Below are 20,685 nucleotides of genomic sequence, written 5' to 3' on the forward strand. Positions count from 1 at the left end.
TATAAATAAGAAGTTCATGAAAGGTAAATTATGTTGAAACTAGATCATATTGAAGAAATGCTTGAAAAAGCTTTAGAAGAAAAAGATGTTAAAAAAATAAGAAGTATTTCTAAGGAATTTCAATTTGTTGATTTTGCTGAGGCAATGGAACAATTTGAAAGTAAGAAAGTATTAAAAATATTTAGATTATTGGAGCTTGAAGAAGCTGCAGAGATTTTTACATATTTAGACTCTGAACATCAAGAATATATTATCGAAGCTTTTACTAATACAGAAATACAAGAAATCTTAGATGAACTTTACACTGATGATATTGTTGATTTAATTGATGAAATGCCAAGTGAAGTTGTTAAAAAGATTTTAAAAGCAACCACAAAAGATGTTAGAAAAGAATTAAACAATATTCTTAAGTACAAAGAACATACTGCTGGTGCTATAATGAGTATCAACTTTACTGAACTTAAAGCGGATAATACCGTTGAAATGGCAATTAAAGCTATTAAACGTCGTCACGAAGACTATGATGAAATAGATGATTTATTTATTATTGATGAACAAAATAAATTATTAGGTTGATTAGAATTAAAACAACTTTTAATAAATACACCAGAAACTAAACTTGAAAAAATAATGAATTCAAAAATTATTAGTGTTAACGTAGAAATGGATCAAGAAGAAGTTGCTAACTATTTTAAACGCTATGATATAAATACATTACCTGTTGTAAATAAAAACCAACAATTAGTAGGTATTATAACTGTGGATGATGTTATTGACGTATTAGTTGAAGAATCAACAGAAGATATTCAAAATTTTGCAGGTATTGATGCGGATAATGTTGAATCAGATTACTTTGAAACAAGTATATTTAAAATGTATAAATCTAGAATTGTATGATTATCAATTTTATTATTAATTGGAATAGTTACACATGTTATTATGTTAATTATGTTTAACCTAGTTGATGGATTAAAAAACTTATCTTCAGGTAGAGAAATGATTATGATGATACCAATATTAATTGTTTTAGCTGGTGTATCTGGTAATATAGCGAATCAATCATCATTAATGATGATAAGATCATTAGCTTTAAACCAAGTTCATAAAAAAGAAATTAAAACTATTTTTATAAAAGAGTTAATAGTTGGTTTCTTACTGGGTATAACATTATCGTTTATAAATGTAATTAGATTATTGATTATATATGCTATACAGGGCGGTGGCTCAATTAATCATATGGAATGAATGGTTATCTTGTTTTCAACTTTAGGAATTTTAGTTGTAGTTATGCTAGCTAATTTATTGGGTATTTTACTACCACTAATATTGAAAAAAATAAAAAGAGATCCAACAATTGCATCTTCACCATTAATAACTAGTTTAGTTGATATAATGTGTGTACTTGTATTTATTGGGTTTGCATTAATTATAGTTTAGGAGAAAATATGAGATTAAGAAATAAACCTTGAGTAAAGGAATATTTAGAAAAAAATGATAAATATTTAATTAGTTGAGATAAAGAAACAAAAATTAATTTATCTGATTTATTCAATAATAAAAAGCAACCAGTTCACTTAGAAATTGGCTGTGGTAAAGGAAATTTTATTACAAACCATGCATTAAAAGAATCAGATATTAATTTTATTGGAATGGAAAAAGAAGAAACTGTTGTTGGAGTAGCATTGAAAAAAACTTTAGCAGAATTTGAACAAAGAAATAAAGAAGTAACTAATTTAAAGTACTTTAATGATTTTGCTGAAGACTTATCAGATATTTTTGCCCCATCATCAATTGATAAAATTTATTTAAACTTTTCTGATCCTTGACCAAAGGCTCGACATTCTAAAAAAAGACTTACATATAGAACATTTTTAGACATATATGCCAACATAATAAAATCTCATGGAATACTTGAGTTTAAAACAGATAATGATGGATTATTTGCTTTTTCATTAGAAGAGATAGCTGAAAATAAAAACTGAGAACTTATATATCAAACAACTGATTTATATTCAGATATTGAGGCTTTAAAAAATAATATACCTACTGAATATGAGACAAAATTTCATACAGCTGGTAAAAATATAAATAAATTAATTATTAAAAAAACTTTTTAGAAACTTGGAGAAATCCAAGTTTTTTTATTAATAATATCAAGAGGTGGTTTATCGTGAATCTAATTCTTACATTTTTATTTTTTATATTTAGTTTTAATCAAAATATTAATTTTAAATCAGGACCAAAAATAAATAATCAAAAAATTTTTAAAAATGAAATAGAGTATCCATCAAAAATGTATTCTACAAACATAAATTTTAATCAAAATTTAAATAATGGAGATTTATGGCATTCAAATTATAATTATACATTTGTTGTTAATTTAACTGATTTCAAAAAGTATACTTTTGAGTATTATAATTTTAAAATAGAGTATCAAATACTTGAAAGAATAATTGATAAAAACAATAATGTAATTTCAACAAAAAATGGTATTTCATTATTAGTTAGAAATGAAATATCTTCAAAAGCTAAAATAAATAACTATGTATTAGAAGAAATTGGAACATCAAATAAAATTGAATATCAAAGTTTTTTAATGGCAGATTTAGAAATAAAACAAGATTATAAATTAACAACAATAATTACAAATAACCGTGCCAAAGAGGCTGCAATTAAATCTACAAATTTGTTTAAACAAAGAACTTTAAGTGTTAGTCAAATTGAAGTTTTTTTAATTCCTAAAATAGACTACGAAATTTTTGATAATCAAAGTTTAGAAGTAAAATATGATCCTTCAAAAATGCCAAATAGTATTGATAATATTAATAAAGAATTGAATAATAAATTATTACAAATGATAGATCAACTAAATTTAAATTCTCAAATTTTTTTCTATTTCTTTTCTGGAATTCAACTGTCAAATAATAATTTAAATGATTTATCAGAAATTACCCCAAATTTGATAAAGACAATGGAGATTGAAGTTTCAAAAAGCTATATTATAGAGAAAGATGCTTTTCTTAAACCATTAACTCCCTTAAAACTAAAAGTAATTTTTTTACAAACTTTTAATATCACCAATATAGGACTAGCAAAAGAAATTTTTGTTGAAAATTATTCTATTGTAAACAAAGAATTTTTAATTTCGAAATTTGACTCACTTGCATTTTTATTTGATGATATTCTTTTTATTGAAAAAGAAAGAGAAGATAAATGAATTATAGATGTAAAATATAAATATAAAACCTATATTTATGGAACCTTAGAAATTAATATACACCTATACTCTAATAATTGAAATGAATCAAATAATGAGAACATAGATAGTGAAAACCCATCTTGAATTGATGGTGAAATATATGATGAAAATCCACAGTTTAAAAATATTAAAGAAAGTAAATACTTAAAATCTATAATTTTATTTTCTATCAGTATATTGATGTTTAGCTCAATATTGTTGCCAGAATTATTAAAAAAACTAAAAAAGAAGCATAGAAAAAATGATAAAATATAAAAAGAAAATACTGAGGGCTTATTCAAATGAGATATAAAATTCAATCAATGAGTGATATAGGTAGAGTAAGAAAATCAAACCAAGATTTTTTAGGCTACACTACAAACAACGAAGGTTGTCTTTTTGCTATTGTTTGTGATGGTATGGGTGGTCATGCTCACGGTGAATTAGCATCAAAAATGGCAGTTGAAACATTTATAAGATTATTTGAGAAAGAAACTTTTTTAGAAAAGGATGATAATCAAATAAATCAATGATTAAGAGATTCTGTTAAACAAATAGTTCAAGAAATGAAAGATCATGTTGATGTTTTTTATGAAACACATGATATGGGTACAACTCTAACAGCAGTTCTTTTTGTAGAAAAAAAAGCTTTTGTAGTTAATATTGGAGATTCAAGAACATATAGATTAAAAGACGGAAAACTAAATCAAATCACAGTTGATCAAAACTTGTGAAATGATAAAGATAATAGAGAAAAAAGAAAAGAAGAAATTAAAAACTATTTAGGTGCAAAATTTAATGAAATGACATATTGAAAAGTATTAACTAGTGCACTAGGGCCAAATAAAAATACTAAGATTGATACATATTTACTTAACGACAATGTAGGAACTTTTGTTTTAACAACTGATGGAGTTCATGATTATATTGATGCTGAGACTTTTACTGAAATTTTAAGTTCAAAGAGAAGACTTAAATCAAAAGCTAAAGATATTATCGAATTTGCTATGAATAACTTTTCAACAGATAACCTGTCTTTATTAATAGTAGAAATGATGGGTGAGTAATATGCAAGATGAAAAAAAATATACAAGAATAGATGAGATTCCAGTTGATTATTTTGCAAATAAAAAAATAAGTGGAAACTATTTATTAATAAATGAAATAGGTAGAGGTACTTTTGGTTTAGTATATAAAGCTAAAGATTTGAGTAATCAAAACTATTCAAGTGAAAGTTTTTTAGCCATCAAGTTAATGTTTGTCCCAAATATCAAAAATGAAAATGATAGATTAAGAGAACAAGAAATAAGAGATGAAATTAAGAAATACTCTACTCAAATTTTTAATCCTAGAGTTGTCAAAATTCAAGATTATCTTCAATGAGAAAACTTTTTATTAATTGTAATGGAATATGTAGATGGTCAATCCTTACAAGACATGCTAAAAGAAAAAGACGGAACTTTAACTTTTGAAGAAATAATTTACTATTTTAGTGAAATAGCCTTAGGTCTTCAAGGAGTTCATGATATGAACATGATTCATCGTGATATAAAACCGGGAAATATTTTATTATCAAAAGACAAAAAAATAAAAATAACTGATTTTGGTATTTCTCATGTTAAAGGATTTGTTTATGAAGGTGGAAATGCTAAAAAAACGCTAAAACCTTCTTCACCAGGAACTCCAAGATTTGCATCACCAGAACAATACATTGAAACAGATAGTTCTAGTGAAGATAAAGTTTCATTTCAATCAGATATTTATTCATTAGGTGTAATGATGTATGAAGCAACAACTGGAGTTGAACTGATAAAAATAAATGATCCAAGGTTATTTAAACCTCAAGATGACAAAGCTAGAAAAGATAGAAATTCATATTTGCTTGATCAAACTTTAGTTGCAGAAATTGTTTCACCATCAGTTATAAATCCTTCAATTGATAAGAGTTTAGAATACATAATTATGAAATGTTTAGAAAAGAATGTGGCAGAAAGATATAAAACAGCCAATGAAGTTGCAAGAGATTTAAAAGCAATTGGTAGAGGCGAAAAAATAATAATTAAAAAAAGTAAAAATGAGCCTTACAGAACTGATAGCATCAAAAAATTAGAAAATGAAAATAAAAAATTTAATACATTTATTTCAACTTTTATTAATGCTAAAGTTGTTCCTATAGTAGCTTGCATTTTTATAATATTCGTTTTATTAATTTTTGTTTTAATTTGATAGGAGGTAAAAATGAAGGGAAAAATTATTCAAATAGATAGTAATGTCAGTTTTATTCTTACAGAAGAGCAAAAAATATATGAAGTATTCATAAAGGGCAATGTAAAAAAAGAAATAAAACCTTTAGTTGGTGATGATGTTGAATTCGAACTTATTGAAAATGAAAAAGGGAATATTACAAAAATTCTTTCAAGGAAGAATGAAATATACAGACCGCGTATCGCAAATGTTGATCAAGTTATTATTGTAACATCACTATTTGAACCCCTTTTTGCTTCATATATTTTAAATAAATATATTTTTATGATTGAAGCAAAAAAAATAAAACCTATCCTTCTTTTTACAAAAAATGAGCTGTTAGTTAAAACTAAATATTATGATGAAGTAACAAACAAAATTAATTCTTATAAAGAATTAGGGTATGAAATTGTTGTTTTAGATAATATTGAAAATAAGAACTATTTAAATGAAATAGATAATTTAAGAAAAAAAATGATTGATAAGGTTTCTTTTTTTACAGGACAAACAGGTGCTGGAAAATCAACTACTCTTAATAATTATTTATTCCAATATCAAATTAAAACAAATGAAATATCTCTTAAATTGAATAGAGGTAAACATACTACTACAAATGTTAAAATTTATAATTTACCAGATAATATTTTAATAGCTGATACACCAGGTTTTTCAAGTTTTGAATTAGTTAATTTGGAAATAGAAGATATTTTAAGAACATCTAAGATTTTAAACAATTTTAACAATGACTGTAAATTTATAGATTGCATACATATTCATGAAAAAAAATGTGGTGTAAAAGAAGCTGTTGAACAAAATAAAATACCAGTTTTTATATACGAAGATTATAAAAAGATATATGAAGAAATATCAAACAGAAAGGTAAAATACTAATGCAAAAAATAACAATAGCTCCTAGTTTTTTATCAGCTAATTTTGCAGATTTAAAAAATGAAATAAAAAGATGTAAAGAAGCTAACATTGAATGAATACATTATGATGTTATGGATTATGATTTTGTTCCTAATTTAACATTTGGATCAAAAGTTTTAAAAGATATCGTTAATTCAAGCGACTTTAAAATTGATATACACTTTATGGTTAAAGTAAAAACAAAAAGGTTTGAAGACTTTTTTTCAGAATACATTAAATGTAAACCTACTATGATGACAATGCATGTTGAATCAATGTCTAAAAAAGAAATAAATATGTTTTATAACATATGTAAAACAAATAATATAATGTTTAGTTTAGCTGTTTCACCAAAGACAAATATAAAAGTTTTAAATAAATGAATAGATAAATTAGAAAACATCTTGATAATGAGTGTAGAGCCAGGATTTGGTGGTCAATCATTCATTCCCGAAGTTTTAGAAAAAGTAAAACATTTAGCTGAATTGAAAAAAACAAATGGATACACTTATTCTATTGAAATTGATGGTGGAATTAATGATGAAACTAGTAAAAAAGCTATCGATGCAGGTGTAGAAATGATAGTTGCAGGAAGCTATTTATTTGAAAGCAAAAACTTTTTAGAGAAAGTTGAATCTTTAAAACATGATTAAAAATATTATTATTGTTGCAGCTAAAACAAACATAAATTTAAATATATTTAATAATGATGAATCTTTTATTATTGGTGTAGAGCGTGGTTGCTTAGATTTAATAGATAAAAAAATAAAAATAGATTTAGCTATATCTGATTTTGATCAAGTTCTTGATGAAGAAATTGAAATAATTAAATCTTATGCTAAAAAAATTAATATATTATCTAGTGAAAAAGATTATTTAGATGGAGAAATTGCAATTATTGAAGCTAAGAAAATTTCTTCAACAGCAAATATAGTATTTATAGCAAATCCAACAAAAAGATATGACATGAATTTTTCAATTTTAAATTTAATATTTAAATATGGAATAAAATTAATGAACGATGAAAGTGTAATATTTAAATTGAATAAAGGGAAAACAGAACTAAGTTTTGAAAATTTTCAAGTATACACTTATGTAAGCTTCTTTTCTAAAGTTGATACTAAAATAACTTTAAAAAACTTAAAATATGAATGTGAAAACTTAGAATTAAAGGCTTGGGAAAATACATGTATTTCTAATGCAATAGTATTAAATAAAAACCCAATAATTTATTCTGATGATGAAATTATTTGCATTGCAACAAAATAAAAAAGGAATTAAATTTCCTTTTTTTCTTGCAATTTAATTCTTTTTTCCGCAGCTTTTAAATTTAGTTTAGCTTTTTTAAGTCTTATTTTAGCATTTCTTATTTTAGCTTTAAAAGTTATTTTTTCAAATTCATTTTTATTAGATTTTAATTCTTGTTTTCTTTGATCCAATTCAAGTTTAGCAACGTTTACTTCGGCTTTGGCTAACTTTAATTCACTTAAAGATCTTTCATGAATCTCATGCGAATTGAAAAAGCTAGTGTAATCTATTGTCATTTCTTCTGTTGAATGAGTGTTTTCGTTATTTTCATATATTTTAGCTATTAATTTATGTTCTCTAGCTAGTTTTTTTGCTTCTGATATTGCATCTTCTTTTTCTTTAAAAGAACCTAATTCGTCTTGTGTTACTATAACTTCTTTTTCATTTTTAACTATTTTTCATGGCATAAATAAAAACCCTTTTCTTTTTATTTATTATATTAAATACTTAGAAGAAAAACAAACTTAAATATAAAGAACAAAAAAAGGACTCATAGTCCTAAATTTTTTTTGAGATTGGTGCCTCCTATCGGGGTCGAACCGATACGAGTTTCCTCGTCAGATTTTGAGTCTGATGCGTCTGCCAATTCCGCCAAGGAGGCATATAACAATTATAATACTTTTTTTGGTAAAATAATTCTAATGAAAGAGGTATTATGAAAAAACAAGAAAATAAAATACTGATGCTAAATATATTTAATATACTAGTTACAATACTTTTCAATTTATTAATCATTGCAGTTATAATCTTTGTTTGTGTTTCATTGAAGCAAGTTATAGTAGCTATATTAGCTGTGTTACCAATTGTTTCAATTATTTCACTAATTATTTTTTATACAATTTCGTATAAGAAAAGAAAAATAGGAGTAACTAACTTATTATTATTTATGTGTTCAATTAACATTCCTTCATTATTAATTAGTTATAAAATTATTTCTGAATTAGAAACTTTAGATATTTTTGCAAATGCTAATAATGATGAAAAAACAATTGAAAAAAACAACTTAATGGCTGATTGAGAAATTAAAATTGAACAAGAAAAGATTGAAAAAAAATTAGCAAAATTAAATTCTAAAAATGAATCTAATAATAACTCTAAAAAAGTTATTGAACAAAAAAGAGAAGAAAGAAAAAGAGAAATATATAAGAGTTATTCAAAATTTGTTTACAATAAAATTATTAAAAAATATCCTGATGAAAAAAATACTTTTAAATTGATATCACTAACAACTGAAGCTTTAGAAAATTCAAATTTTCTTGGTGCATATATAAAACAAGAAAAATTAATTAATTTATTACAAGAGTTTGATTGAACCAAAGAGCAGGTAATAGAAATTCTAAATGAAAAAGATATTGAGCAAATTGTTATAACATTTAAAGAAAATAGAAAAAACTTTTAGAAAAAAACACATGCGTTTAAGCATGTGTTTTATTTTATTAAGCAACAACTACGTTTTGTTTTTTTAAAGTTCTTAAAGTTCTTGCTGAAACTTTGATAGTGAATACATTACCGTTTTCGTCCATAACTTTAACTTTTTGTAAGTTTAAATTTCATTTTCTTTTTGTTGCATTTAAAGCGTGTGATCTTGAATTACCAGATAACGCACTTTTACCAGTTAACATATCTTTTCTTGCCATCTCATTTCACCTCTGTCTATAGTTAAGATTAATAACACTAAAAAAATAATACTAAAAATAAAGAGATAATACAACATATATAATAAAATTTTGCTTTTTTACCCAACTTTTATATAATATTGTTAAAATAATATAAGTGAAAGTAAGGTGATTTTGTGAACACAATAGACAAATCAGTGATTAAAGTTATTAAAGATGCAATAGTAACAGTTCCTGGTGTAGTTTCATTTTCTAATTTTAATGCAGATTCTTATGATGAGATTGCAACAAATGATATTAACAACGCTATTGAGTTTACGAACACTGACAATATAACTCGTTTCAGAATACATGTTATAATATTATCTGGTGTTAATATCAAAGATGTTATAAAAGAAATACAAATTAGAGTAAAATACGAATTAGAAAAAATCTCAAAATTTACTATGAAATACATGGTAGATGTTGTGGTTGACGATTTAGCTTAAAAGCAATAATGATAGGTGAAGGAAGAAAATGGAAAAATTAATTTTAATAAAAGACTCAATGACGAGTGCTGTAAACAATTTATATAATAACTACCCACATATTGATAAGCTTAACGTTTTCCCTGTTCCAGATGGAGATACAGGGACTAACATGAATCTTACTGCTACAAATGGATACAATGATGTTAAAGATATTGAATTTAAAACAATTGGTGAATTTTTAAATGCTTTTTCTAGAGGTTTAATTATGGGAGCTAGAGGTAACTCTGGTGTTATTTTTTCTCAAATCATTAAGGGTCTAGCAAAAGGAATGAATGATGCATCAGAATTATCTGCAGCAGAATGAAAAAAAGGTTTTGCAGAATCTAAAATAATTGCTTATAGAGCGGTAATGAAACCTGTTGAAGGTACAATTTTAACTGTTATTAGAGAAGTAGCTGAACAATCAGCTTTATTACCTGATGATATGGAAATTAAAGAATTTTGAAATAAAATAATTTTAATTGCTAATGAAGCTTTAGAAAACACTCCTAATTTATTACAAGCACTTAAAGATGTTGGTGTTGTTGACTCTGGTGCTTATGGATTAGTTAAATTTTTAGAAGGTATGAATTCAGTATTCCAATCAAACAAAATAATTGCAAAAACAGACAAACTTGAAATCAATGAAGGTGGAAACATCGAAATGGAAATTGAAGCTGAGTTTGGTTATTGTACTGAAGGTATTGTAATGTTAAATGAAGAATGAATTAACAAACTACAAACTAGTGCAATTAGAGATCAATTACAAATTTATGGAAATACTTCAATTGTTGTTGTTATTGATGAAGATATTTTAAAAGTTCATACACACGCATTAAGTCCAGGTCAAGTATTAATGTTCTTACAACAATATGGTGATTTTAAAACTATTAAAGTAGATAATATGAATTTACAAGCAGATAAGCAAGTTAAAGGTAATGAAGCTTCAGGATGACAAGAAACTACATCAATTAAACTTGAAAGAAAATTAAACAATGATTATGCAACTATAGCGGTTGTATCTTCACCAGAAATGAAAAAATACTTTGAAAAAGAACTTGGTATTGATATAGCAATTGATGGAGGTTCTAAAATGAATCCTTCAACTAACGATTTCTTAAAAGCTATTGAAGAAGTTGATGCTAAAGCTGTTTATTTAATGCCTAATAACGGAAACGTTTTATTGGCAGCAAAACAAGCAGAAAAAGAAGAAACTAAATCAAAAATAATAGTTATTCCAACAAAAACTATTCAACAAGGAATGACTGCAGCATTATCTTTTGATCCTTCTGCAACAACAATGAAAAATACAAAAGCAATAACATCAGCAATTAAAAATGTGATTTCTTTCCAAGTGTCACAAGCTGCAAAAGATTCTGTTGTTAACGGAATTAAAATTAAAAAAGATCAACAAATGGCTATCGTGGATGGAAAAATTGTTGGTACAGCTAATGATATTGGCATTTTATTTGAAAAACAATTATCAAGATATATAACAAATAAAACAGAAATTATAACTATTTTTATTGGTCAAGATGCATCAGCTAAAAGTGTTAGTCAATTGAGAAAATTCTTAGATGAAAATTTCGACGTTGAATATGAGATTATTGAAGGTGGACAAAAAGTTTACAGTTTCATAATCGCAGTAGAATAATTTATTAAAACACCAATTTGGTGTTTTAATTTTATAAAATAATTAAAAAGGTAGGTACTACAAATGTATAAAATAGCGTTTGATGTTATGGGTTCAGATAATGGTAGTGCAGTTGCAATAGAAGCTGCAAGCAGATTTATAAAATCAAGAAAAGATTTATATCTTGTTTTTGTTGGTGATGAAGACCAAATAAAAACATCTTTAGAAAAATTCCCAATTGACGAGTCAAGATTTGAAATTTTAGCAACAAAAGAATTTATTGATATGAATGGTTCAATTATGGATATTAGAAGAAAAAAAGATTCATCTATGGTTAGAGCTTTAGAAACTTTAAAGGATAAAAAAGTTGATGCAATGATTACTGGTGGAAATTCTGCTGCATTTATTGCAGGTTCACATTTTATTCTTGGTGAATTAAATGGAATTTCTAGACCAGGGTTCATGCCAACTCTTCCAACAGCTGTAAGCAATAAATTAACTTTATTGCTTGATGTAGGGGCAAATCTTGAAGCTGACATTGAAGATATCATAGGATATGCAAAAATGGCTAATATATATGCTAAAAACGTCTTAAAAATAGAAAATCCTTTGATTGCACAATTAAATATAGGTGAAGAAAAGTCAAAAGGTACTTTATTACAAAAAGAAATATATAAAGAATTAGAATCAGATGAGAATATTAACTTTTTTGGTAATTTAGAATCAAGAGATATATTAGCTGGTAAAGTTGACATTATAGTTACTGATGGTTATACAGGAAATATGTGTTTAAAAGCTTTCGAAGGAGCTTCTAAAATTTTAATGACTGAGATTAAATCACAATTGTATAAAACAATTTTTACAAAATTAAAAGCCTTAACACTTAAAAAATCATTTGATAATGTTTCAAAAAAATTTGATTACAAAAATCACTCTGGTGCTATTCTACTAGGAGTTGAAGGGATTGCTTTTAAAGCTCATGGTTCAAGTGATGTTAAATCATTTGAAGCAACACTAAGAATGACTTGTGATGCAGTGGAAAATGACGTATTAAATAAAATTAAAAAGGAATTGAATTAATATGACAATGCATGAATTTTTTGAAAATTTTGGAATAAAAATTAATGATTCAAAAATATTTAGTACTGCTTTAACTCATAATTCATATGCTAATGAAACTAAAACAAAAGAAACATACCAAAGACTTGAATTTCTAGGTGATGCAGTTTTACAAATGTATGTTTCTAAGTTTCTTTATTTAAATTTCACAAATGCACCAGAAGGTAAACTAACAAAAACAAGGTCTGATATTGTTAGACAAGAAACATTAAGTGAAATTGCAAAGATGATAGATTTAGGAAAAATTATAAGATTAGGTCAGGGAGAAATAAAATCTAAAGGTTATGAAAAACCTTCTATTTTATCTGACGTATATGAAGCTGTTACAGCTGCTATATATTTAGATCAAACCGAAGAAGTGCTCATATCATGAATAAAGTCAACAATATTCAAATACATTGAAAAAAATGATTATAAAGAATTAAATCATGATTATAAATCAGAATTACAAGAAATTATTCAAGCTGAAATAAGAAGTGATCTAGAATATAGGGTTGAAAGCCAAAAACACATCGAAAAAGATAATAAAATTGAGTACACTGTTAGCGTTAATTTAGATGGAAAAAAATACGGTATTGGAACTGGATTTTCTAAACAAGAAGCATCACAAAATGCAGCAAAAGATTGCTTAAATAAACTTAAAAAATCAGCAAAATAAAGAGCCAAAAGTGAGAATTTATCTCACTTTTTATTTCTTAAAATATAGCTTTTATACATAGTATAAAGAAAGAAAAAACTAACACTTTTTCCAGTTTTTTGCTATAATTTTATTAGTTATTACATTTAAATTTAAGGAGTTAATAAATTATGCTATTTTTAAAACAGATTAGAGCAGTCGGATTTAAGTCATTTGCAGAACCAACAACTTTAAACTTCACAAAAGAAATGATTGGTGTTGTTGGACCAAATGGGTCAGGTAAATCAAATATTACAGATTCTATAAGATGAGCATTGGGTGAGCAATCAACAAAATCATTACGTGGAGCTAATATGGATGATATTGTTTTTTCAGGAAGCACTGACAAACCAGCAGCAGACTTTGCAGAGGTAACTTTAGTTTTTGATAACCAAAGAGACATATTCTCTACTATAAAAACAGATGTTGTTGAAATCACAAGAAGATTTAATAAAAAAACTCGTGACAGTGACTTTTTCATTAACGGTGAAAAATGTAAATTAAGAGATATTCAAGATGTTGCTTTAGAAACTGGACTAACAAAATCAAGTATTGCAATTATTTCTCAAGGAACAATCTCAACATTTGCTGAAGCAAAACCCGATGCAAGAAGAGAAATTTTTGATGAAGCCGCTGGTTTAGCAAAATACAAAAAAAGAAAATTAGAAGCTCTAAAACAATTAGCCAAAACTACTGAAAATTTAACAAGAATAAGTGATATTAAGTTAACTCTAGAAAAAAGATTACCAAGAGAAAAAGAAAAAGCAGAAAAAGCTGCTAAATATAAAGATAAAATTGAAGAACTACAAAAAATTGAATTAACTATATTAGCAAGTGATGCGTTAAGATTTGAAACTGAATTATCTTCATTAAGAGATAAAAGACGTCAATTAGATATAGAAGTTCAAAAGTTAGCAAATGAAATTAACTTATCTCAAGATGAATTAGATGTAATGTTATCTAAAAATGGGGATGCTGATAAAGAAATAACTCAATTAAATTTAAACTTCCAAAGAATTGTTGAAAGAATAGCAAACTTAAAAAATCAAAAACAACAAGTTGAAGCAAGAGAAAACTCAGAAAATGTTAATGAAAATATTGATGACATAAAAGCAAGAGCAATTAAAAAAGAGTTTGATGAAAAATCAATATCTTTAAATAGTGAAAAGGATCTTATTATTAGTCTTGAAAGACAAGAATTAGATTTAAAGAAAAGATATGATGAAGTAAATGATCAATTTAGAACTTTCCATATGCAATCACAAGAGATTGAATCAGAAAAGAATAAATTACAATATCGTTTAGAAGAACTTGAACATAAACAAAATACAAATAATTTAAATCCTATGTCAGGTGCAAAAGCTATTATTGATAATGCAAAAAGATTATCTGGAGTTGTTGGTACTGTTGGTTCATTAATCGATGTAAAAGAAGAACACCAAATAGCAATTTCATTAATTACAGGTAACCATTTACAATCAGTTGTATTTAAAACAAGTGATGATGCTAAAAAAGGAATTGAATTCTTAAAAAATCAAAGATTAGGTAGAGTTAATGCATTACCTATTGATACTTTGAATCCTTCTTCAATCGCTGGCCCACAAAGAGACATAATAAAAAGAGCTCCAGGGTTCGTTGGTTTTGCTAATGAATTAGTTGAAATTGAAAAAGACTGCCAAGTAGTATTAGATTATATTTATGGTACAACAATTGTTACAAGAAACTTTGATGATGCAACTAGACTTGGAAAAAGTATTAACTTCCGTTATGGAATAGTTTCATTAGATGGTCAAAGAGTTTTACCTAGAGGTGCAATGAGTGGGGGTTCTGTTAACAAAGCTTCAAATATATTTGCAGCTAAAAAAGTTGATGAATCATTTGATCCAGAATCAATTAAAAATAAAATTATTACATTAGATAAAATATTTAATGAAAAACAAAAAACATTTAATGATTTAAAAGAAGTAAGAGAAAAATTAATTGACGATATAAATCAAGCATCATCAAATATTAGGATTGGTAAAAACTCAATCAACATACTTAATTCTTCATTAGTAGAATTATCAGATAACTACAAAATTATTACAGGTAAAGATTTATTGAATAATCAAACCACTTCTTCATTTGACGAATCTGAATCAATTAGGTTAGCTAGAGAAATTGCTAAACTAGAAACTGAAAGAAATGAAATTTCAATTAAAGTTAACGCACTATCAGATTCAAAAACAAAAACAACTGATCGTCAACATGAATTAAATAAAGAAAACAAAGAAAAACGTGAAACTTTAAATAATTGAAAAGATGAATTAGCAAATGTTAAATCAGACTTAACTATTTTAGAATCTACAAACATTCAAATTCTAAAAAGATTGTCAGAAGGATACAATTTATCACTTGATGCAATTAGAGAAATGCATTTTGATGAAATCGAAAACCCAGAAGAAACAAGAACTAGAATTCAAGAATTAACTATTGAATTAAAATCAATTGGTGAAGTTTCAATGGATGCAATTCAAGAATATGAAGAAACTAAAAAAGAGTACGATTACTATGTTACAAATTTAAATGAAGTTCAAGAATCAGCAGACAAATTAAACGAAATAATTTTAAATATTGACATTGAAATGAAAACTCAATTTAAACGTATTGTTGATGATGTTAATGCTGCTTTACCTGAAGCATTCCAAAAATTATTTAATGGTGGAACAGCAAGCTTAATTTATACAAATCCAGATGATATATTAGAAACTGGAATTGATATTGAAGTTAATCCTCCAGGTAAAAAAATTACAAACTTGAATTTATTAAGTGGTGGAGAAAAATCATTGGTTGCACTATCAGTGCTATTCTCAATCTTAAAAGTAAGACCATTGCCATTAGTTATTTTAGATGAGGCAGAAGCTCCATTAGATCCAGCTAACGTAACAAGATTTGCTCGTTATGTAAGAGATTTCGTTGAAAACACACAATTTATTATTGTAACTCACCGTGAAGGTACAATGGAAAACTGTGATATCTTATATGGTGTAACTATGGAAACTAAAGGAATTACAAAAATTGTTCAATTAGCTTTAGATATCGATAAAATTAAAAAATTAATAAATAAAAACAAAGAATAATTTAAAAATGCACATTTGTGCTTTTTTATTTTTTTTGACCCTTTAATCATAGATTAAATAAAGCAACTAAAAGTAACATTTTTAAAGTTTTAGACACTTAAATTGGTATAATATTATTAATTATTTCTAAATAGGAGAAAAACATGAACAAGAAATTCTTTTTAGTTATGGTGATAGTTGTAGGAGCTATTGTTGGTCTTTGATCATGAACTTTAGTTGCCCCAAATAACTCAATTAGTATTGGTGGTAGTGCCAGTGTTCAACCATTATTAAAGAAACTTACTGATAAATATAAAACTGAAGATGGTAAAAAATTTGTTTATTCAGCAACAGGTTCTGGTGCTGGAGTTACCAATGTTAAAGAAGGCGTTTATGAAATAGGTTTTATTTCAAAAGACATTGGTGATAATGATTTCACTCCATTGCCAATAAATGAAAATAAAACTTTATTCAAAGATCTAACAGAAGAAAACATTAATGATAAGCATTGATATTCAAATACTTTAGCAAGCACTCAAGGTACAGAAGAAACTTATCGTTCTATTGAATTTGCACGAGACTCAATTGTTTTTGTTTATAATGACCAAGGAACTGGTTTTGATAAATTTTTAAAAGATTCAAATTTAGAATTTGTTTTTGAAGTTAATGATGAAGGAAAATTTGATCAAAAAGATAATGCACAAGGCAAAAACATAAATAGAAGTTATAAAATATTAAATGAAATTTATAATAATGATTCTCAAAATGATTTAATTACATGAAATCGCTTAGCTATTTTAATAGCTGAAAACTTTTCTGAAGAAGGAACTAAGGAACAAAATATTAAACTTGCCCAACAAGTTTCATCAACAGCTAAGGTAACACCTTATTCTTCAACAAGTGGTTCAGGAACAAGAACTTCATTTACTAATTTAACAGGTATTAATCCTGGTAATGCAGTCAAAGAATATGGAGCAAATGGAACAATTTATAGTCAAATAGAAAAATCACCTGGATCAATTGGATTTGTTTCCATGCTATATGGTTCTGCAAATTCTTCAAGAGTAAAATCAGTAAAAATTAAGCAAGGAGACACAACTTGAGATCCTTCAAAAGATGATTCTGAAAAGTTGTCTTCTTACCCTTTAACAAGACCTTTTATAGCTATATACAAATATGATACAAACAATAAAGATTTAAATAGCATATTAGACTTTTTATTCTGAATGGCTGCAAGCCCAGAAGTTAAAAATTTATATTCATCTGTAGGTTTAACACAATTAGTTCAACCAACTAAAAAATAAAAACAAATTACAATGGAAAGGAGCATTCATGTTTCTAAATAAAAAAAGCGAAGATAACGGATTTAAACCAAAAACATTTAAACCAAAACAAAATTTTAATGCTAAATTTTTTAAATCATTAATTTATACATTAACTTTCACAGTTCTTGCTATATTATTTATTTTGGTTTTATTTGTTATTTTGAAATCACTTCATGTTTTTGAAGAACAAGGATTTTGAAGTTTCATAACAGGAACTAATTGAAAGCCTGGTAAAGATGGTGAAGGCCAATATGGAATTGGTTTAATCATTATAATGACAATAGTTCTTTTAACTATTTCAATGTTATTTGCTATTCCATTAACAATATTTACAACTCTATTTATTTCTGAATACTTATCTGTTGGTATGCAAAAAAAAGTTCTTACTGTTATTAAATTATTAGCCAGTGTTCCATCCGTTGTATTTGGTCTTTTTGCAAGAGATCAAATTGGTGCATTATTTCAATTAATGGGAGCGCCAAACAATGATAACTTAATGGTCGCTTCTATGACTATGACATTCATGGCTGCTCCAACAATGATTAGTTTAAGTTACAATGCAGTTCAATCAGTACCAGAAGGGTATAGACTTGGAAGTTTAGGACTTGGTATTTCAAAAGAACAAACAACATTTAAAATTATTAGAAAATCAGCTTCAGCTAAAATTATCTCAGCGATAATATTAGGTATGGCAAGAGTTATTGGTGAAACTATGGCTATTATGATGATAGCTGGTAACTCAACTGGTGGATTTATAACTAATAGCGGAATAAGTGGATTCTTATTCTCATCAATCAGAACATTAGCAGCTACTATTGGTCTTGAAATGACTGAAAATAGTGGTTCAACACATCAATCAGCTTTATATGCAATTGGTTTAATTTTATTCTTATTAGTTTTCATTATAAATATTGTAATTTTATTCATGTCTAATGTTGATAATATTAAATACTCAAGAAGAATAAAAAGAGAAGAAAAATTGAATAGTAATTCTTCTAGAAAAATTAAAACACCAAAATATGTTTATGATAAAAAAATGTTAGGTATGATGGTTCATAATAGAACAGAAAATAAATTTTTCAAAAAAACATATTCAGCTGTTATGTTATTTTTAATGTGAATATCAACAGCTATAATTATTTCTTTCACTTTTTGAATTTTAGGTGATGTTATTATTAAAGGTTTAATGGGGTTATCAGATCCAATAGCATTTATTCATATGGATACAGAAAATAGAACTGGTGGAGGAATCTTTGCTGCGTTATTCACAACTATTTTATTGGTTGTGTGTACTCTAATTTTTGCAATTCCATTCGCTTTAGGTGCTGCAATTTATTTAAATGAGTATGCAAGACAAAGTTCTGTTTTAACAAAATCATTTAGATTTGCAATTAACTTATTGGCGTCAACACCATCTATTGTTTTTGGTATATTTGGTTTATCAATATTTATTGTTTTATTAGGATTACCTTTTAGTATATTGGCTGCAGGTTTGACTATGACTGTTGTTGTACTTCCAATGTTAATATCAAATTTTGAAGATGCATTACAACAAGTTCCTCATCAATATCGTGAAGCTGGTTCAGCTTTAGGTTTAACAAAGATTCAAACTTTATTTAAAATAATATTACCTAATGCAATGGAAGGTATTATTACTGGAATTATTTTAGCGATGGCTAAAATAATAGGAGAGTCAGCACCAATTTACTTAACACTTGGAACAGATATCCAAATGCCTACACAAGGTTTCTTATCACAAGGAACAACTTTAACAACAGGAATTTATATGATGGTTGCTGAAGGAATTCCTGGACATGGTCAAGGAACAATATACTTAATGGCATTAATTACAATTATTTTAATTATTGGATTAAACTTTACATCTGGAAGATTATCTTCATTGCTTGTACAAAAATCAAAAGATTTAAAAGCTAAATCAAAAATTAAACGAAAAGAATTTAATGTCAAAACAAAAGCTAAAATTAAAAAAATGAAACCTTCACTCAAATTTAAATGAATGAAATTACAAAGTAAATTCAGAAAAGGTGAAATTAAAATAACATTCTTTAAAGAAATGGCATCAAAAAATAAATTGTGAGTTAAACGAAGAAAAGAATATAGAAAATTGAAAAAAGGAGTTATAGATCATGAGTAATACACTTAAAAAAGATGAAACTTTTAAAGGTTTAGATTTAAATAAAAACCAAAAAGAAGAAAAACCTGCAAAACTTCCTGCTTTATCAAAAAGAGCAGATGTTATCAAAGTATCAGATTTTAACTTCTTTTATAAAGGCAAAAAACAAGCGTTATTTAATATAAATATGGAAATTAAAGAAAATTCAATCACTACTTTCATTGGGCCTTCTGGTTGTGGTAAATCAACTTTATTAAGATCAATTAATAGAATGAATGATTTGATAAGTGGTTCTAGTGTTGAAGGTTCAATTGAAGTATTTAATGAAGAAATTTACAAACAAGGAACAGATGTTTCAAAATTGAGAACTGAAGTTGGAATGGTATTTCAAAAAGCTAACCCATTTCCTTTATCAATTTATGAAAATGTTGTTTATGGGCCAAAAACTCAAGGAGTTAAAAGCAAAAAAATATTAGATCAAATTTGTGAAGATTCTTTAAGAAAAGCAGCTCTTTGAGAAGAAGTTAAAGACAAACTTGAAACACCAGCTCTTGGTCTTTCAGGTGGACAACAACAAAGATTATGTATAGCTAGAGCAATTGCAATGCACCCAAAAATATTACTAATGGATGAACCAACTTCTGCACTAGATCCTATTGCTACTTTAAAAGTTGAAGAGTTAGTATTAGAACTTAAAAAAGAATATACTATTGTAATGGTTACTCACTCATTACAACAAGCAACAAGAATTAGTGATATGACCGCATATTTCTTAAAAGGTGAATTAATAGAGTATAATACAACTAAGAAAATATTTATAAATCCAAAAGACTCAAGAACAGAAGATTATATTTCAGGAAGGTATGGTGATTAGGA

The 20,685-nt window shown here is 26.2% G+C and carries 19 protein-coding genes and 1 tRNA gene; 17 read left to right on the forward strand and 3 right to left on the reverse strand.

The genetic code is table 4. The features are described from left to right. Nucleotides 1–30 precede the first annotated feature (30 nt). The 8 genes from mgtE to MFL_RS01185 are packed head-to-tail and all read left to right on the forward strand — an operon-like array spanning nt 31 to nt 7,660. Entirely contained in the window at nt 31–1,437 is a 1,407-nt protein-coding gene (mgtE, locus tag MFL_RS01150) for a magnesium transporter (protein ID WP_011183114.1), read from the forward strand. Nucleotides 1,438–1,445: 8 nt separating this feature from the next. Continuing rightward, on the forward strand, nt 1,446–2,117 hold the full coding sequence (gene trmB, locus MFL_RS01155; RefSeq protein ID WP_011183115.1) for a tRNA (guanosine(46)-N7)-methyltransferase TrmB: 672 nt from the start codon (nt 1,446–1,448) through the stop codon (nt 2,115–2,117). Nucleotides 2,118–2,170: 53 nt separating this feature from the next. Continuing rightward, complete coding sequence (locus MFL_RS01160; RefSeq protein WP_011183116.1) at nt 2,171–3,514, forward strand: hypothetical protein; 1,344 nt, start codon at nt 2,171–2,173, stop codon at nt 3,512–3,514. A gap of 26 nt (nt 3,515–3,540) precedes the next feature. Continuing rightward, nucleotides 3,541–4,305, forward strand: a complete 765-nt coding sequence (locus MFL_RS01165) for a PP2C family protein-serine/threonine phosphatase (RefSeq protein ID WP_011183117.1) — start codon at nt 3,541–3,543, stop codon at nt 4,303–4,305. A 1-nt stretch (nt 4,306) separates the two neighbouring features. After that, nucleotides 4,307–5,467: a serine/threonine-protein kinase gene (locus tag MFL_RS01170; RefSeq protein ID WP_011183118.1), complete on the forward strand. Its 1,161-nt coding sequence runs from the start codon at nt 4,307–4,309 to the stop codon at nt 5,465–5,467. Between the two features lie 9 nt (nt 5,468–5,476). After that, complete coding sequence (gene rsgA, locus MFL_RS01175) at nt 5,477–6,373, forward strand: ribosome small subunit-dependent GTPase A (RefSeq protein ID WP_011183119.1); 897 nt, start codon at nt 5,477–5,479, stop codon at nt 6,371–6,373. Further along, a complete protein-coding gene (gene rpe, locus MFL_RS01180; protein WP_011183120.1) occupies nt 6,373–7,044 on the forward strand; it encodes a ribulose-phosphate 3-epimerase in 672 nt (223 codons plus the stop codon). The genes rsgA and rpe overlap by 1 nt, the downstream gene beginning before the upstream one ends. Next, nucleotides 7,037–7,660, forward strand: coding sequence for a thiamine diphosphokinase (locus MFL_RS01185; RefSeq protein ID WP_011183121.1), 624 nt, complete (start codon nt 7,037–7,039; stop codon nt 7,658–7,660). The genes rpe and MFL_RS01185 overlap by 8 nt, the downstream gene beginning before the upstream one ends. Before the next feature lie 8 nt (nt 7,661–7,668). Here MFL_RS01185 and MFL_RS01190 read toward each other — a convergent pair whose 3' ends face one another. Both MFL_RS01190 and MFL_RS01195 read right to left on the reverse strand, forming a co-directional pair. Then, a complete protein-coding gene (locus MFL_RS01190) occupies nt 7,669–8,106 on the reverse strand; it encodes a hypothetical protein (RefSeq protein ID WP_011183122.1) in 438 nt (145 codons plus the stop codon). A 109-nt stretch (nt 8,107–8,215) separates the two neighbouring features. Beyond that, a tRNA-Leu gene (locus MFL_RS01195) sits at nt 8,216–8,300 on the reverse strand. Nucleotides 8,301–8,354: 54 nt separating this feature from the next. On the opposite strand from MFL_RS01195, the gene MFL_RS01200 reads away from it, so the two are divergent. After that, nucleotides 8,355–9,098 (forward strand): hypothetical protein, encoded by a 744-nt coding sequence (locus MFL_RS01200; RefSeq protein ID WP_011183123.1) that lies wholly within the window; start codon nt 8,355–8,357, stop codon nt 9,096–9,098. A 37-nt stretch (nt 9,099–9,135) separates the two neighbouring features. Here the strand turns inward: MFL_RS01200 and rpmB are convergent, their stop codons facing one another. Next, nucleotides 9,136–9,336 carry a 50S ribosomal protein L28 gene (rpmB, locus tag MFL_RS01205; protein ID WP_011183124.1) on the reverse strand — a complete coding sequence of 67 codons (201 nt, stop codon included), beginning with the start codon at nt 9,334–9,336 and terminating at the stop codon, nt 9,136–9,138. A gap of 155 nt (nt 9,337–9,491) precedes the next feature. Between rpmB and MFL_RS01210 the strand changes: the two genes are divergently transcribed. The 8 genes from MFL_RS01210 (at nt 9,492) to pstB (ending at nt 20,683) form a co-directional block, all read left to right on the forward strand. Continuing rightward, complete coding sequence (locus MFL_RS01210; RefSeq protein ID WP_011183125.1) at nt 9,492–9,803, forward strand: Asp23/Gls24 family envelope stress response protein; 312 nt, start codon at nt 9,492–9,494, stop codon at nt 9,801–9,803. A gap of 28 nt (nt 9,804–9,831) precedes the next feature. Further along, a complete protein-coding gene (locus tag MFL_RS01215) occupies nt 9,832–11,478 on the forward strand; it encodes a DAK2 domain-containing protein (RefSeq protein WP_011183126.1) in 1,647 nt (548 codons plus the stop codon). A gap of 63 nt (nt 11,479–11,541) precedes the next feature. Further along, entirely contained in the window at nt 11,542–12,537 is a 996-nt protein-coding gene (gene plsX, locus MFL_RS01220) for a phosphate acyltransferase PlsX (protein WP_011183127.1), read from the forward strand. A gap of 1 nt (nt 12,538) precedes the next feature. After that, nucleotides 12,539–13,234, forward strand: a complete 696-nt coding sequence (rnc, locus tag MFL_RS01225; protein ID WP_011183128.1) for a ribonuclease III — start codon at nt 12,539–12,541, stop codon at nt 13,232–13,234. Nucleotides 13,235–13,383: 149 nt separating this feature from the next. Further along, a complete protein-coding gene (locus MFL_RS01230; RefSeq protein ID WP_011183129.1) occupies nt 13,384–16,371 on the forward strand; it encodes an AAA family ATPase in 2,988 nt (995 codons plus the stop codon). Between the two features lie 143 nt (nt 16,372–16,514). Further along, entirely contained in the window at nt 16,515–17,654 is a 1,140-nt protein-coding gene (gene ptsS, locus MFL_RS01235; protein WP_011183130.1) for a phosphate ABC transporter substrate-binding protein, read from the forward strand. Between the two features lie 28 nt (nt 17,655–17,682). Beyond that, nucleotides 17,683–19,830: a phosphate ABC transporter permease PstA gene (gene pstA / locus MFL_RS01240; RefSeq protein ID WP_011183131.1), complete on the forward strand. Its 2,148-nt coding sequence runs from the start codon at nt 17,683–17,685 to the stop codon at nt 19,828–19,830. Then, nucleotides 19,823–20,683: a phosphate ABC transporter ATP-binding protein PstB gene (pstB, locus tag MFL_RS01245; protein ID WP_011183132.1), complete on the forward strand. Its 861-nt coding sequence runs from the start codon at nt 19,823–19,825 to the stop codon at nt 20,681–20,683. Before pstA ends, pstB begins: the two co-directional genes overlap by 8 nt. Nucleotides 20,684–20,685: the final 2 nt, after the last annotated feature.

Origin of the sequence: Mesoplasma florum L1 (genome assembly GCF_000008305.1) — a bacterium.
Lineage (GTDB): Bacteria > Bacillota_I > Bacilli_A > Mycoplasmatales > Mycoplasmataceae > Mesoplasma > Mesoplasma florum.